Annotated in this window: 15 protein-coding genes; 11 read left to right on the forward strand and 4 right to left on the reverse strand. The window is 32.5% G+C overall.

Going from position 1 to position 14,724, the window contains the following annotated elements; genetic code table 11:
* The first annotated feature begins 66 nt into the window (after nt 1-66).
* Nucleotides 67-1,005, forward strand: a complete 939-nt coding sequence (locus RF683_RS01515) for a bifunctional riboflavin kinase/FAD synthetase (protein WP_309532468.1) — start codon at nt 67-69, stop codon at nt 1,003-1,005.
* 1 nt (nt 1,006) lies between these two features.
* Nucleotides 1,007-2,092, forward strand: coding sequence for a biotin synthase BioB (bioB, locus tag RF683_RS01520; RefSeq protein ID WP_309532469.1), 1,086 nt, complete (start codon nt 1,007-1,009; stop codon nt 2,090-2,092).
* 33 nt (nt 2,093-2,125) lie between these two features.
* Here bioB and RF683_RS01525 read toward each other — a convergent pair whose 3' ends face one another.
* Together RF683_RS01525 and RF683_RS01530 are read right to left on the reverse strand one after the other, a co-directional pair.
* Complete coding sequence (locus tag RF683_RS01525) at nt 2,126-3,388, reverse strand: aspartate kinase (protein ID WP_298656198.1); 1,263 nt, start codon at nt 3,386-3,388, stop codon at nt 2,126-2,128.
* 78 nt (nt 3,389-3,466) lie between these two features.
* Nucleotides 3,467-3,946: a GNAT family N-acetyltransferase gene (locus RF683_RS01530; protein ID WP_309532470.1), complete on the reverse strand. Its 480-nt coding sequence runs from the start codon at nt 3,944-3,946 to the stop codon at nt 3,467-3,469.
* 208 nt (nt 3,947-4,154) lie between these two features.
* Between RF683_RS01530 and fbp the strand changes: the two genes are divergently transcribed.
* From fbp to RF683_RS01550, 4 genes are all read left to right on the forward strand, one after another.
* Entirely contained in the window at nt 4,155-5,156 is a 1,002-nt protein-coding gene (gene fbp / locus RF683_RS01535) for a class 1 fructose-bisphosphatase (protein WP_309532471.1), read from the forward strand.
* Between the two features lie 63 nt (nt 5,157-5,219).
* Complete coding sequence (locus tag RF683_RS01540; RefSeq protein ID WP_309532472.1) at nt 5,220-5,813, forward strand: HupE/UreJ family protein; 594 nt, start codon at nt 5,220-5,222, stop codon at nt 5,811-5,813.
* A 13-nt stretch (nt 5,814-5,826) separates the two neighbouring features.
* A complete protein-coding gene (locus RF683_RS01545) occupies nt 5,827-6,258 on the forward strand; it encodes a deoxycytidylate deaminase (RefSeq protein ID WP_309532473.1) in 432 nt (143 codons plus the stop codon).
* Nucleotides 6,251-7,816 carry a S41 family peptidase gene (locus RF683_RS01550; protein WP_309532474.1) on the forward strand — a complete coding sequence of 522 codons (1,566 nt, stop codon included), beginning with the start codon at nt 6,251-6,253 and terminating at the stop codon, nt 7,814-7,816. Before RF683_RS01545 ends, RF683_RS01550 begins: the two co-directional genes overlap by 8 nt.
* A gap of 15 nt (nt 7,817-7,831) precedes the next feature.
* On the opposite strand, the gene RF683_RS01555 is transcribed toward RF683_RS01550, so the two are convergent.
* Entirely contained in the window at nt 7,832-8,026 is a 195-nt protein-coding gene (locus tag RF683_RS01555; RefSeq protein WP_309532475.1) for a hypothetical protein, read from the reverse strand.
* Nucleotides 8,027-8,044: 18 nt separating this feature from the next.
* Nucleotides 8,045-8,617 (reverse strand): MarC family protein, encoded by a 573-nt coding sequence (locus RF683_RS01560; protein WP_309532476.1) that lies wholly within the window; start codon nt 8,615-8,617, stop codon nt 8,045-8,047.
* A gap of 97 nt (nt 8,618-8,714) precedes the next feature.
* Here RF683_RS01560 and RF683_RS01565 point away from each other — a divergent pair, with 97 nt between their 5' ends.
* The 5 genes from RF683_RS01565 to RF683_RS01585 all read left to right on the forward strand — a co-directional run bounded on the left by RF683_RS01565 (nt 8,715) and on the right by RF683_RS01585 (nt 14,692).
* Nucleotides 8,715-9,281, forward strand: a complete 567-nt coding sequence (locus RF683_RS01565; protein WP_309532477.1) for a DUF3109 family protein — start codon at nt 8,715-8,717, stop codon at nt 9,279-9,281.
* A 269-nt stretch (nt 9,282-9,550) separates the two neighbouring features.
* Nucleotides 9,551-10,528, forward strand: coding sequence for a ribonucleotide-diphosphate reductase subunit beta (locus RF683_RS01570; RefSeq protein WP_309532478.1), 978 nt, complete (start codon nt 9,551-9,553; stop codon nt 10,526-10,528).
* A gap of 49 nt (nt 10,529-10,577) precedes the next feature.
* Nucleotides 10,578-12,968 (forward strand): ribonucleoside-diphosphate reductase subunit alpha, encoded by a 2,391-nt coding sequence (locus RF683_RS01575; protein ID WP_309532479.1) that lies wholly within the window; start codon nt 10,578-10,580, stop codon nt 12,966-12,968.
* A 77-nt stretch (nt 12,969-13,045) separates the two neighbouring features.
* Nucleotides 13,046-13,270: a hypothetical protein gene (locus RF683_RS01580; protein ID WP_309532480.1), complete on the forward strand. Its 225-nt coding sequence runs from the start codon at nt 13,046-13,048 to the stop codon at nt 13,268-13,270.
* A 78-nt stretch (nt 13,271-13,348) separates the two neighbouring features.
* Nucleotides 13,349-14,692, forward strand: coding sequence for a deoxyguanosinetriphosphate triphosphohydrolase (locus RF683_RS01585; protein WP_309533183.1), 1,344 nt, complete (start codon nt 13,349-13,351; stop codon nt 14,690-14,692).
* Nucleotides 14,693-14,724 lie beyond the last annotated feature (32 nt).

Genomic DNA, 14,724 nt, shown 5'->3' on the forward strand with positions numbered 1-14,724 from the left:
AATTTACAAGCTGTCATTTTAGTAAATTTAACATTAAAAATTTACTTTTGCAGTAAAATTAAATCCTTGAAAGTATTTTCAAATATAGGCGAGTTTAAAACTCAGAAAAAAACAATTGTTACCTTAGGTACTTTTGATGGTGTACATAAAGGACATCAAGCTATTCTTGCGCATTTAATTGATAATTCAAAAAAAGAAAATTTAGAAAGTCTTGTACTTACCTTTTTTCCGCATCCACGTGCTGTCATTTCAGAAACGTCAACGTTAAAATTGTTAAATACGATTGCTGAAAAACAAGAATTATTTTCAAAAATAGGAATAGATAATTTTATTATCCATCCATTTGATCATACTTTTTCAGAATTGACCCCCGAAGAATTTGTAAAGCAAGTGTTAGTAGATCAATTTAATGTGGCCAAGATAATTATTGGATATGATCATAAATTTGGCAAAAATAGAGCTGCCGATTTTAATGATTTGAAAGCATTTGGTGCTAAATTTGGCTTTGAAGTGGAAGAAATTTCTGCCAAACAAATAAATGCTATAGCAATAAGTTCAACAAAAATTAGAATGGCTTTACAAGAAGGAGACATTGAGTTGGCTAATCAATATTTGGGGTACCCTTATAAGTTGTCTGGAAAAGTGCTAAAAGGAAATCAATTGGGGAGAACTATTGGGTTTCCAACAGCTAATATATACCTCACGGAAACCTATAAATTAATACCAAAAATTGGTGTGTATGTGGTTGCTGTTTATGTTGAAAATAAAGCATATTATGGCATGATGAATATTGGCAAAAGACCAACTATTGATGGACAAAATTTGTTAATTGAAGTGCATATATTTAATTTTGAAGAAACAATTTATGATGCTTCAATAAAAGTACATATGTTGAAAAAGTTAAGAGACGAACAAAAATTCGAATCTTTAGAAATTTTGAAAAATCAATTACACCAAGATAAAATAGATGCATTAGCCTATATTAGTAAATTAAAAGTAAAATAATATGAGTATTACTAAGCATAACTGGACCACCGAAGAAATAATGGCTATTTATAATAAGCCATTAATGGAATTATTATATGAAGCGGCTACTATTCATAGAGAGAATCATGACCCAAATGTAGTTCAAGTTTCTACTTTATTATCAATAAAAACCGGAGGATGCCCAGAAGACTGTGGGTATTGTCCGCAAGCTGCAAGATATCATACAGATTTAGAGGGCAATGATTTAATGTCTGTAAATCAAGTAAAAGCACAAGCCTTAAGAGCTAAATCATCGGGTTCTTCAAGAGTGTGCATGGGAGCTGCGTGGCGCAATGTAAAAGACGGGCCTGAGTTTGACCAAGTGCTTGAAATGGTACGAACAATTAATAAACTTGACATGGAAGTGTGTTGTACACTGGGCATGTTAACCGAAAATCAAGCACAACGCTTAGCAGAAGCAGGTTTGTATGCCTATAATCATAATTTAGATACTTCTGAAGAGTATTACAAAGAAGTAATTTCTACAAGGGGTTTTGAAGATCGTTTACAAACAATTGACAATGTTAGAAAAACAAATGTCACTGTTTGTAGTGGTGGAATTATTGGAATGGGCGAAAGCATAGAAGATAGAGCAGGTATGTTAGTGGCTTTAGCTACGTTAAATCCACAACCAGAATCAGTGCCAATTAATGCTTTAGTTGCTGTTGAAGGCACACCGCTTGAAGAACAAAAACCAGTTGAAATTTGGGACATGATTCGAATGGTTGCTACTACACGTATTGTAATGCCAGAAACACAAGTAAGACTCTCGGCAGGAAGAACAGAAATGAGTAGAGAAGGACAAGCGCTTTGCTTTTTTGCAGGAGCCAATTCAATTTTTGCGGGAGATAAATTATTAACTACGCCAAATCCTGATGTAAATGAAGACATGAAAATGTTTGAATTACTGGGGTTACAACCACAAAAACCATTTATCAAACTAATGCAACCACAAACGGTTGAAGCAGAAGATTCTAAGTTTCAAGCATTAGGCGAAAAACCAAAATGGTCAAGACCTGGCCATACTATTGAACGAAATATAGAAGCTTCCCAAAAAGCTAAATAATAAAAAAAAGTCCGAAAATTTTCGGACTTTTTTTTATTCTGTTACTAATTGTAATGTTTCTCGACTGATTTGTTTTACTAAAATATGTTTGTTTTTTTCTACCATTTCGGCTGCAGCCTTATCAAAATGTCGAATCGTGTACAAAGATACATTTTCGTTGTAAGCTACTTTAAATTGTTTTGACAATATAGCTTTCAATTCTTGAAATTTATTGAATTTATCTTCCACACAAATAGAAAAACTGATGGCTGTGTTTTGTATTAAGCTCACTTTTATTTTATACTGATGCAATAAACGGAAAATTTCACTTATGTGTTCTTCCATAATAAATGAAAAATCAATAGAGGAAAGTGAAAGTAAAATTTGATTTTTTTTCACAATAAAACAAGAAGTTCGTGGTTCTAAATCCACACCTTTACTCACTTTTGTTCCTGGTAACGTAGGGTTAATAAATGATTTTACAAATAGCGGAATTTCTTTTTTCTGTAAGGGCTGTAATGTTTTTGGATGAATTACACTTGCACCATAAAAGGCTAATTCAATTGCTTCTTTATAGGATATTTGGTTGAGTAATATGGCGTTTTCAAAATACCTTGGATCAGCGTTCAAAACACCAGGTACATCTTTCCATATCGTAACGCTTTCTGCACCTAAACAATAAGCAAATATAGCAGCTGTATAATCTGAACCTTCACGACCTAGTGTGGTAGTGAAATTATTTTCATCTGCACCTAAAAACCCTTGTGTAATGAAAAGCGTTTTCTTTTTATTGATTTTACTAATGTTTTTTTGTGTTGCTTCCCAGTCAACAAGGGCATCTCTGTACGTCGCATCTGTTTTGATAAAATTTCTAACGTCTAGCCATTGATTACTTAATCCACTATGGTTAAAATAACAACTTATTAAAGTAGTAGAAATGATTTCACCGTAACTTACAATTTGGTCATACACAAAATTATAGTTGGGCGATTTGTTCGAAGTTAAAAAATAGCTTAAATCTTCAAAATGTTTGTTTACTGCTGAATAGGTTTCTTGAAAATGAGGGTGTTTTTCGTCGCCATATAAATCCAAAATGATTTCTATATGGTATTTTTTACAATCTTGTAAAGATGATTTTAACTCTTTCGATTTTTCAAAATAATTTTTTACGACAATTTCTAACGCATTCGTGGTTTTACCCATTGCAGAAACAACCAGCAAAACATCTTCATGGCCTACCGTTTCCAGTACTTTAATTACATTTTTAATTCCTGCAGCGTCTTTTACAGATGCACCACCAAATTTGAATAGTTTCATAGGTAGATAGTTATTTTTTTAAAGGTCATATGGTGTTTGCTTGCAAACAAGTTTGTTTATGTTGATTTCATACTGTATTTAAATCATTGTTTTGGTAATAAATTTTTGAATGCCGTTCTCATCCATTTGTACTACCCGCCAATCATCTAAAACCTTTGCACCACTTTTTTTATAAAAATCAATCGCATGTTGGTTCCAGTCTAAAACAGCCCATTCAATCCGGCGCACTTGTTGGTTGTAGCCTTCGTTTATCACAGCCTCATATAATGCTTTTCCCGCCCCTGTACCTCGTTTAGCTTGGGTTACAATTAAATCTTCTAAATGAATGGTACGGCCTTTCCAAGTAGAATACCTGTAATAATACAAAGCCATACCTATAAGTTCTCCCGCTTCTTCCGCTACAAAAGTGTAAAAAGAAGGTGCATCTGAAAAACCATCTCTTACTAAATCGTCAACAGTTAGCACAACGGCATCAGGCTCTTTTTCAAAAGTAGCCAATTCTTTTATTAAATGCAACACGGCTGGCATATCGGCAGCTATTCCTTTTCTTATTTTCATTTTTTAGAGCTATTTCCCGCTTTACATTACAATCTTTTTGTTTCTAAAATAAACAAAAAGGATTTCCATTTCAATCGGGGCTAAAATTAGTATTTTCAATAGAATACTCCTGCAAAAATAAACAACTAATAACAACTTTTGAAATTAATTTTATTATAAAACAAATTTAACGATATTTGCATGAAATAACAACGCAAACGTTTTCGTAATGACAGAAAAAAACACAACTCTAGGCGAATTTATCATTGAAAATCAAACAGCCTTTCAATATTCTTCTGGTGAATTGTCCCGAATTATCAACTCCATAAGGTTAGCTGCAAAAGTGGTAAATTACAAGGTAAATAAAGCAGGATTGGTTGATATTGTTGGTGCAGCAGGGGATCAAAACATTCAAGGTGAAGACCAACAAAAATTAGACGTATACGCCAATGAAGTGTTTATTCAAACGTTAATTAATAGGGAAATTGTTTGCGGTATTGCCTCAGAAGAAAACGATGATTTTATTACTGTAGCTGGTAGCGATAACAGCCACAATAATAAGTATGTAGTTTTAATGGACCCGTTAGATGGATCGTCTAATATAGATGTAAATGTTTCGGTGGGTACAATATTTTCGGTATTTAGACGCGTTACGCCAATTGGAACACCGGTTACTTTAGAAGATTTTTTACAACCTGGAATCAACCAGGTAGCGGCAGGATATGTGATCTACGGCACATCTACCATGCTGGTTTATACAACAGGGCATGGCGTAAATGGTTTTACATTAAATCCTGCTATTGGCACATTTTATCTCTCACATCCCAATATGAAATTTCCAGAAAAAGGAGCTATATATTCGGTCAATGAAGGTAATTATATTCATTTTCCACAAGGAGTAAAAGATTATATTAAATACTGCCAGTTAGAAGAAGAAGACCGTCCTTATACGTCAAGATATATAGGAAGCTTAGTGTCCGATTTTCATAGGAACATGATAAAAGGTGGCATTTACATTTACCCTACGAGTTCCAAAGCACCAAAAGGAAAGTTGCGTCTATTGTATGAATGCAACCCTATGGCTTTCATAGCTGAACAAGCAGGGGGTAAGGCTTCAGATGGTTTTGGGCGCATTATGGAAATTCAACCTACAGAACTACATCAGCGTGTTCCTTTTTTTGCAGGTGTAAAACACATGGTTGAAAAAGCGGAAGCATTTATGACAAAATAAAAGCGGAAGCCATTTTTTATTTTCAAAAAAAATGGTAAGTTTGAATGCACTAATTTTTAATTTATGGATGCATTCTTCATTTATGTAAACATGGGTATTAATCATGTACTTGATATCAAGGGCCATGACCATGTATTATTTTTATTGGCATTAATTAGTCCGTATGCATTTAAAGACTGGAAGCGTATCCTTTTTTTAGTAAGTATTTTTACTGTAGGACATACACTTGCTTTAGTTTTATCGGTATACAATGTAGTATCTGTAAAAGCTTCTTTAGTAGAATTCCTTATTCCTGTTACAATCTTAATTACGGCTTTATTTGCTTTATTTACGGCTGGCAAAACTACTAAAAAAGAAAGTGTTACTTTTGTAGCTGGTGTAACGTTGTTTTTTGGACTCATTCATGGATTAGGTTTTTCAAATTATTTTAAAACCATCATGATAGGCACACCTAGTGAAAAAGTACTTCCACTTATGGAATTTGCGCTAGGTATAGAAGTCGCTCAACTCATTGTTGTGATAATAGGTTTAATTTTAGCTTATATTGCCCAAGCTGTATTTAAGTTTTCTAAACGAGAATGGGGATTAATAATTGCATCATTTATCATAGGAGCTGTTGTACCTATGCTAATTGAAAATGAAATTTGGTACAGTTAAAAACTAATTTAACGTGAAAGCAGAAAAAAAAGAAAAATACGATAAGGCTTATTTACGAATAGCAAAAGAATGGGGTAAACTTTCTTATTGTGAAAGAAAACAAGTGGGCGCTATTATAGTAAAAGACAAAATGATTATCTCAGACGGTTTCAATGGTACCCCAAGCGGGTTTGAAAACTGCTGTGAAGACGAAGCACATTTTACAAAATGGTATGTTTTGCATGCCGAGGCGAATGCCATCTCAAAAGTGGCTCGTTCTACACAATCCTGTGAAGATGCTACATTATATATTACACTTTCTCCCTGTAAAGATTGTAGTAAATTAATTCATCAGTCTGGCATTAAGCGTGTGGTGTATTTAGAAGAATATAAAGATACTTCAGGCGTTGATTTTTTAATAAAAGCAGGAATAGAAGTCACACTTATCAATAACTTAGATGAGTAAACCTAATTCAAAAATCTATTTACCTATCCTTTTTGCGCTACTTTTCGCCTTAGGTTATATATTAGGTAGAAAGTCAAACGGTTTACAAATAGATAGTTTATTTAACGCTTCAAAAGGGAAGCATAAAATAAATAGATTACTCGATTTAATTGATCGAGAATATGTAGATGAAGTCAATACAGATTCTATTGTAGATGTAACGGTAAATGGTATTTTAGAAAAATTAGACCCACATTCTGTATATATACCTAAAAGCCAGTTGGCGCAAGTTACAGAAAGTATGGAAGGAAATTTTGTGGGTATAGGAATTAATTTCTATATGTATAAAGATACGCTTACGGTCCTTCAGCCTATATTAAATGGTCCTTCATACAGAGCCGGTATTCAAGCGGGTGACCGAATTTTAGTAGCAAATAATAAACAGTTGTTTAACAAAAAACTGACTAACGAACAATTATTCACCATATTAAAAGGTGAAATGGATACAAAAGTAAACTTACTCGTGTATCGAAAAGCAGAAAAACGAAAATTTAATGTAACTATTTCTCGCGCAAAAATACCTGTAAAAAGTGTAGAAATTGCGCTTATGCTTCAACCTAAAAAAGGCTATATCAAGGTAAATCGTTTTGCTGAAACCACGTATTCCGAATTTCATCAAGCATTAGTACAGTTAAAGCAGCAAGGTATGACCGAAGTTATAGTAGATTTAAGGGGTAATGGTGGGGGTTATTTAGAAATGGCAGTAGCCATGGCAGATGAATTTCTGAAAAAAGACGAATTAATTGTCAAAACCAAAAATAGAGCTAAGCACGAAGAACGATCTTTAGCTACCGAAAAAGGAATTTTTGAATCAGGTAAAATTTCAGTTTTAGTAGATGAAAATTCGGCTTCGGCAAGTGAAATTTTTGCAGGCGCTATTCAAGATAATGATAGAGGAAGTATTATAGGTAGACGAACATTTGGTAAAGGATTAGTACAAAAAGAAATGAAATTAGATGATGGCTCAGCAGTACGACTAACTGTAGCCAGATATTATACACCTTCAGGGCGAAGCATTCAAAAACCCTACTCAGATAAAAATTATTTTAATGAGTTTGAAAAACGCTCTGTTACGGGCGAATTGTATCAAAAAGACAGTATAAAAGTTGTAGATAGTTTGCGATATAAAACTAAAAAAGGCCGAATTGTCTATGGCGGCGGGGGTATTATTCCTGATGTTTTTGTGCCATTATCTGCTTCACATGATGAGGAAGGACTGGCGTTGTTACTTCAAACCGATTTTATCAATTATTTTGCTTTTGAAAAAGTAGATGCAAAAAGAATGTATTTTAAAAAGTTTACGCAACCTACTTTGAAAAAAGAAATTTATGAAAACCCATTGTACTTTAAACAGTTTCAAGGCTATGTAACACAAAATGGGTTTTCATTTACTCTTGTCAAACACAAAACAGAAGTCTTAGATTATTTATACGCTGCGTTTACCAAACAACTTTTTGGAGATAAAGCCTATTATCAAATCGTGTTACCAAAAGATAAAATGATTAAAAAAGTTTTATAAAATTAATACTTCAAACTATTTCGTTTTTTCGTCAACTTTTTTAGCTAATCGGTATAAGATTACAATAATGATAGCACACAAAGCTGCTACAATTCCTATTAAGGCAACTGTACTTTCGCCTTCCAAAGGATGATTAATGTCAACTTTCATTGCATTTATAGCAATTGTTACACAAGCTATTATACTAATGATATATGAAAAAATTTTCATTTTTATAGAGATATAAAATTAAACAAATAAGCCTTTTACATTTGCAGCAAATAATTTTACAGCAATGGCCAATAAAATAACACCAAATATTTTTCTAATAATTCCTAATCCGTTGTTGCCTAACAAGCGTTCTATTTTGCCAGAAGATTTTAAAACAGCATAGACCACTAATACATTAATTAGAATGGCAACAATAATATTAATTTTGTCATACGCGGCACGTAAAGATAATAAAGTAGTCATAGTTCCTGCGCCAGCAATTAAAGGAAAAGCAATTGGAACAATAGATGCCGTACTTGGATTATCTTCTTTGTATAAACGAATACCTAAAATCATTTCGAGAGCTAAAAAGAACAAGACAAATGAACCCGCTACAGCAAATGAATTAGCATCGATGCCTATTAATTTTAATATTTCCTCACCTACAAATAAAAAAGCAATCATGATAATAGCTGCTACCAGCGTTGCTTTCTCTGATTGAATGTGTCCCATTTTACTTCGCAAATCAACAATAATAGGAATACTTCCCACGATATCAATTACCGCAAACAAAATCATACTTATCGTAAAAATATCTTTCCAATCAAACATGTGTTTTTTTGGCAAAGATAAGTATTCCTTTTCAATAGTAATAATTAGGAATACACTTCAAACTTTTTAAGTACATTTGCAACCTAATTTTTACCGAATGTTTCAATTACATAAAACAATTGTATCTGAAGAAATACTAGAAAATGATTTTGTATGCAATCTTGCTGCTTGCCAAGGTACGTGTTGTGTAGATGGCGATGCTGGTGCACCACTTACTCAAGAGGAAACAGAAATACTAACGCGTATCTATCCAAAAGTAAAACCTTTTTTAAGACCAGAAGGCATACAAGCTATTGAAGAACAAGGTGCATTTGTAATAGGCGAAGACGGCGAGTTTGAAACTACGCTTATTGATGGAAAAGATTGTGCATATGTTATTTTTGATGGCAAAACGGCTTTATGTGGTATAGAACAAGCTTACAATGAAGGATTGGTTGATTGGAAAAAACCCGTTTCGTGCCATTTATATCCTATACGTGTAAAAGAATACACGGATTTTGCTGCTGTTAATTACCATAAATGGCATATTTGTTCTGATGCGTGTTCGTTAGGTAAAGAATTGCAAGTGCCTATTTATAAATTTGTGAAAGAAGCCTTAGTAAGAAAATTTGGCCAACAATGGTATGACGAATTAGAAAAAGTTGCTGCAGAATTAAAAAAATAAATTCCTAAAAAATACATCTAAAAAACGTTCAAACGAGTTGATTTTTCAATTGGTTTGAACGTTTTTTGCGTCTTTAACTTAAAATATAAAACACTGAAAATCAAATATATATGTTTAAGTTTTTAAAAAGTGGGTTTTTTGCATTTTGTTAAAAACTTTGCCCGATTGTGAATAAGTTTGTCTTTTGTTTTTCAGGATAATTGACAAACTTTGTAAACCCCAAATAAAAGAATAAAAAATACAATTAAATTAATAAAAATCAAACCGTTATGTCAGTAGTTGAACCCATTTTGCAAGAAAACAAAGATAGATTTGTTATTTTTCCTATTAAACACCACGATATTTGGAGTTGGTATAAAAAACAGGAAGCTTGTTTTTGGACAGCAGAAGAGATTGATTTACATCAAGATATTACAGATTGGAGTACAAAATTAAATGACGATGAGCGTTATTTTATCAAACATATTTTGGCATTTTTTGCAGCTTCAGACGGTATTGTTAACGAAAATTTAGCTGAAAATTTTGTAAGTGAAGTGCAATATTCAGAAGCAAAATTTTTCTATGGGTTTCAATTAATGATGGAAAATATTCATTCAGAAACCTATTCGTTATTAATTGACACGTATGTTAAAGACGAAAAAGAAAAAAATATATTATTTAAAGCCCTTGAAAATTTCCCAGCCATCGCTAAAAAAGCAGATTGGGCGTTAAAATGGGTTGATTCTCCAAATTTTGCAGAACGATTGATTGCGTTTGCAGCTGTAGAAGGCATTTTCTTTTCAGGTGCATTCTGTTCGATTTATTGGTTAAAAAAACGTGGTTTAATGCCTGGATTAACGTTTTCTAATGAATTAATCTCTAGAGACGAAGGTATGCATTGTGATTTTGCTGTTCATTTACACAATAATCATTTGGTAAATAAAGTTTCAAAAGAAAGAATCACAGAGATTATTACAAATGCACTTGACATAGAACGTGAGTTTATTACAGAGAGTTTGCCTGTGAGTTTAATAGGTATGAATGCGAAACTTATGACGCAATATTTAGAATTCGTTACAGATAGATTATTGGTAGAATTACAATGTAAAAAAGTGTATAATGTTACAAATCCATTTGATTTTATGGATATGATTTCGTTAGAAGGAAAAACAAATTTCTTTGAAAAAAGAGTAGGTGAATATCAAAAAGCAGGTGTCATGACTAATGAGTCTGACGAAAATAAATTTAGTTTTGATGCTGATTTTTAATCACTATCAAAAAAAGAAACTATATTAAATTAAAATAAAAGAATAAGTTATGTTTGTAGTAAAGAGAGATGGACGAAAAGAACCGGTTTCATTTGATAAAATTACCGATAGAGTACGAATTTTATGTTATGAGCTAAATGAACTTGTAGACCCTGTTAAGGTGGCTATGCGAGTAATTGAAGGTTTATATGACGGAGTTACTACATCTGAACTTGATAATTTGGCTGCTGAAACCGCCGCTTCAATGACGGTAACACATCCAGATTATGCGCAATTAGCCGCTCGAATTGCCGTGTCTAACTTGCATAAAAATACTAAAAAATCGTTCTCGGAAACCATGATAGATTTATACCATTATGTAAATCCAAGAACAGGGAAAAAATCACCACTTTTAGCAGATGATGTTTATGAAGTGGTTATGGCAAATGCTGAAAAATTAGACTCAACAATCATCTACAATCGAGATTTTAATTATGATTATTTTGGTTTTAAAACGTTAGAACGTTCCTATTTATTAAAAATAAATGGAAAAATTGTAGAAAGACCACAACATATGTTAATGCGTGTTTCAGTTGGTATTCATTTAAATGATATTGATGCGGCTATTGAAACGTATGAACTCATGTCTAAAAAATATTTTACACATGCAACGCCTACGCTTTTCAATGCCGGAACGCCAAAACCTCAAATGTCTTCATGTTTCTTATTAACCATGAAAGATGATAGTATTGAAGGTATTTATGATACGTTAAAACAAACAGCAAAAATTTCTCAATCTGCGGGTGGAATTGGCTTGTCTATTCATAATGTTCGCGCTACTGGTTCTTATATTGCAGGAACAAATGGTACGTCAAATGGGATTGTACCGATGCTTCGCGTATTTAATGATACGGCTCGCTATGTAGATCAAGGAGGAGGAAAAAGAAAAGGTAGTTTTGCTATTTATGTAGAACCTTGGCATGCAGATATTTTCGATTTTCTTGATTTGAAAAAAAATCATGGAAAAGAAGAAATGCGTGCACGTGATTTATTCTACGCGATGTGGATTTCTGATTTATTCATGAAACGGGTAGAAGCAGATGCAACTTGGACATTAATGTGTCCAAATGAGTGCCCTGGTTTATATGATGTCTACGGAGAAGAATTTGATAAATTATATGAATCTTATGAAGCTGCAGGAAAAGGTAGAAAGACTATAAAAGCTCGTGAACTTTGGGAAAAAATTCTTGAATCTCAAATCGAAACAGGTACACCATACATGTTATACAAAGATTCGGCAAATAGAAAATCTAATCAGAAAAATTTGGGAACTATTCGTTCGTCAAACTTGTGTACAGAAATTTTAGAATACACATCTGAAGATGAGGTAGCTGTTTGTAATTTAGCTTCTATTTCGTTGCCAATGTTTGTAGAAAACGGAGCATTTAATCACCAACATTTATATGATGTAACAAAAAGAATTACACGTAATTTAAATCGTGTAATCGACAGAAATTACTATCCAGTAGAAGAAGCTAAAAATTCTAATATGCGTCATAGACCTGTAGGACTTGGTGTGCAAGGTTTAGCAGATGCTTTTATTTTATTGCGTATGCCTTTTACTAGTGACGAGGCGAAACAATTAAATCAAGATATATTTGAAACCATCTATTTTGCAGCTGTTACAGCTTCTATGGAACTTGCAAAAGAAGAAGGTCCGTACTCAACATTTAAAGGGTCTCCAATTTCTAAAGGAGAGTTTCAATATAACCTTTGGGGATTAAAAGATGAAGATTTATCAGGAAAATGGGATTGGACTTCATTACGAAAAGAAGTAATGAAACATGGTGTGCGCAATTCTTTATTATTGGCACCTATGCCAACGGCTTCTACTTCACAAATTTTAGGAAACAACGAAGCATTTGAACCCTATACTTCAAATTTATATACAAGACGTGTGTTGTCAGGCGAATTCATTATTGTTAATAAACATTTATTACAAGACCTTGTTCAATTAGGTATTTGGAATGAAGATTTGAAACAAGAAATTATGCGAAACAACGGTTCTATTCAAAATATAACTTCTATTCCTCAGCACATTAAAGATTTATACAGAACAGTATGGGAAATGAGCATGAGGGATATTATTGATATGTCTCGTCAAAGAGGGTATTTCATTGATCAATCTCAATCTTTGAATTTGTTTATGGAAGGCGCTACAATTTCTAAGTTAAATTCGATGCATTTCTATGCGTGGAAATCGGGGCTAAAAACAGGAATGTATTATTTACGCACTAAATCAGCTGTGAATGCTATTCAATTTACGGTAACTCAACAACAAAAAGCCGAACCAACGGCTGTAGCGATTGAACCAGAAGAAATGACAGCAGAAGAATTTAGAGCCATGATTGAACGTTCTAAAAACGCAGGCCCCGAGGATTGTGAAATGTGTGGATCATAAATAATAAGTAAAATAAAATAAATCATAAAAAAGCAGTTTTCTAAGGGAAACTGTTTTTTTATTCAAAGAATTAAATTATGTCGAAAGAAAAAAAAGGTGTTTATACCGGAATTATGGAACAAGATGCAGCGGGGAATTTTTTCTGTGGTCCCTATTTGTTGGATTATAAAAATGCAAGTAGTAATTTTAAATTAGGTGATGAAATAAATATTAAGACTATTATTGAAAATCCTAGTGATAAAAGTTACGAGCAATATCCAAAAAAATCAAATGTTTTTTTTAAAGCGAATAAGAAAGAATAAAATCGTTTTTTATAAATTTTTTACCTTCATCCTTTTACGTATCTTCGTAAAAGTAACTTCTTAAATTTATTTCCTATGATGCATTGGGAACAATTATTATCGCTAAAAAGACAGGGTGATACTAGTAAAAGACTTAGAAAAGAACAAGACGATACGAGATTAGGCTTTGAAGTAGATTATGATCGAATAATTTTTTCTTCAGAATTTAGAATTTTACAAGATAAAACCCAAGTTATTCCTTTGTCAAAGACCGATTTTGTTCACACACGCTTAACGCATAGTTTGGAAGTTTCTGTCGTAGGAAGGTCTATAGGAAGGTTAGTAGGGAAAAAAATCATTGAAAAATATCCTCATTTAAAAGAGGTACATGGCTACCAATTAAATGATTTTGGAGCCATAGTTGCCGCTGCCTGTTTAGCTCATGATATTGGGAATCCTCCCTTTGGACATTCAGGAGAAAAGGCCATAGGAGAATATTTTGCAACAGGGAACGGGCAAAAATATCAAACACACGTTACAACTAAAGAATGGCAAGATTTGGTTGATTTTGAAGGTAATGCAAATGGATTTTCCATTCTAACTTCAAGTAGAGAAGGTGTTGAAGGCGCTTTACGACTCTCCTATGCTACATTAGGAACTTTTATGAAGTATCCAAAAGAAAGTTTGCCTAAAAAACCTACGAAAGCTATCTGTGATAAAAAATATGGCTTTTTCCAGCAAGATGTTGCATTTTTTAAAGAAGTAGCGCAAGAACTAGGATTGCTTCCTAATAAAGAATTACCAGATATAGGTTATGTAAGACATCCTCTAGCTTATTTAGTAGAAGCAGCTGACGATATTTGTTATACCATTATTGATTTTGAAGATGGAATCAAATTAGGCTTGATTGAAGAAGATTTTGCCTTAGAGTATCTAATAAAATTGGTCCAAAAATCTATTGATTCAAAGAAATATAAGGAGTTAATAACAAAAGAAGATAGGATTAGTTACCTCCGGGCATTAGCTATTGGAAGTTTAATTAATGATGCGGTTTCAATTTTTTTAGAAAACGAGAAAGCAATTTTACAAGGTGAGTTTAATGTGTCATTAATGGATAAAAGTCAGTACAAAGCTCAAATTACAGATATTATTAATCTTAGTGTTAAAAATATTTACCAATCTAAAGATGTTATTGAAAAAGAAATTATTGGTTATAAAGTAATTCACACTTTATTGGATACTTTTATTACAGCGTATGTAAATAACATTAACAATAAATGTACTAATTTTGATGTTTTAGTGTTAAACTTATTGCCAAAAAAGTATAAAAATTCACAATCTACGGTTTACTTACAACTATTAAATATTTGTCAGTTTATTTCTCTTTTAACAGATGGAAAAGCTATTGAAATGTATAAAATCATTAGTGCTACTAAAATATAATTGTGTTAAAATTATAAATTACTTTAAAAATA

It is taken from the genome of Flavobacterium sp. 20NA77.7, from assembly GCF_031326205.1.
In the GTDB taxonomy this organism is placed as follows: domain Bacteria; phylum Bacteroidota; class Bacteroidia; order Flavobacteriales; family Flavobacteriaceae; genus Flavobacterium; species Flavobacterium nakdongensis.

Excerpts from the sequence above, each read along its gene's own strand:
- RF683_RS01560 (WP_309532476.1), bottom strand. The coding sequence starts at position 8,617 with ATGTTTGATTGGAAAGATATTTTTACGATAAGTATGATTTTGTTTGCG.
- bioB (WP_309532469.1), top strand. The coding sequence starts at position 1,007 with ATGAGTATTACTAAGCATAACTGGACCACCGAAGAAATAATGGCTATT.
- RF683_RS01570 (WP_309532478.1), top strand. The coding sequence starts at position 9,551 with ATGTCAGTAGTTGAACCCATTTTGCAAGAAAACAAAGATAGATTTGTT.
- RF683_RS01580 (WP_309532480.1), top strand. The coding sequence starts at position 13,046 with ATGTCGAAAGAAAAAAAAGGTGTTTATACCGGAATTATGGAACAAGAT.
- RF683_RS01550 (WP_309532474.1), top strand. The coding sequence starts at position 6,251 with ATGAGTAAACCTAATTCAAAAATCTATTTACCTATCCTTTTTGCGCTA.
- RF683_RS01525 (WP_298656198.1), bottom strand. The coding sequence starts at position 3,388 with ATGAAACTATTCAAATTTGGTGGTGCATCTGTAAAAGACGCTGCAGGA.
- RF683_RS01530 (WP_309532470.1), bottom strand. The coding sequence starts at position 3,946 with ATGAAAATAAGAAAAGGAATAGCTGCCGATATGCCAGCCGTGTTGCAT.
- RF683_RS01555 (WP_309532475.1), bottom strand. The coding sequence starts at position 8,026 with ATGAAAATTTTTTCATATATCATTAGTATAATAGCTTGTGTAACAATT.
- RF683_RS01575 (WP_309532479.1), top strand. The coding sequence starts at position 10,578 with ATGTTTGTAGTAAAGAGAGATGGACGAAAAGAACCGGTTTCATTTGAT.
- RF683_RS01540 (WP_309532472.1), top strand. The coding sequence starts at position 5,220 with ATGGATGCATTCTTCATTTATGTAAACATGGGTATTAATCATGTACTT.
- RF683_RS01585 (WP_309533183.1), top strand. The coding sequence starts at position 13,349 with ATGCATTGGGAACAATTATTATCGCTAAAAAGACAGGGTGATACTAGT.
- fbp (WP_309532471.1), top strand. The coding sequence starts at position 4,155 with ATGACAGAAAAAAACACAACTCTAGGCGAATTTATCATTGAAAATCAA.
- RF683_RS01565 (WP_309532477.1), top strand. The coding sequence starts at position 8,715 with ATGTTTCAATTACATAAAACAATTGTATCTGAAGAAATACTAGAAAAT.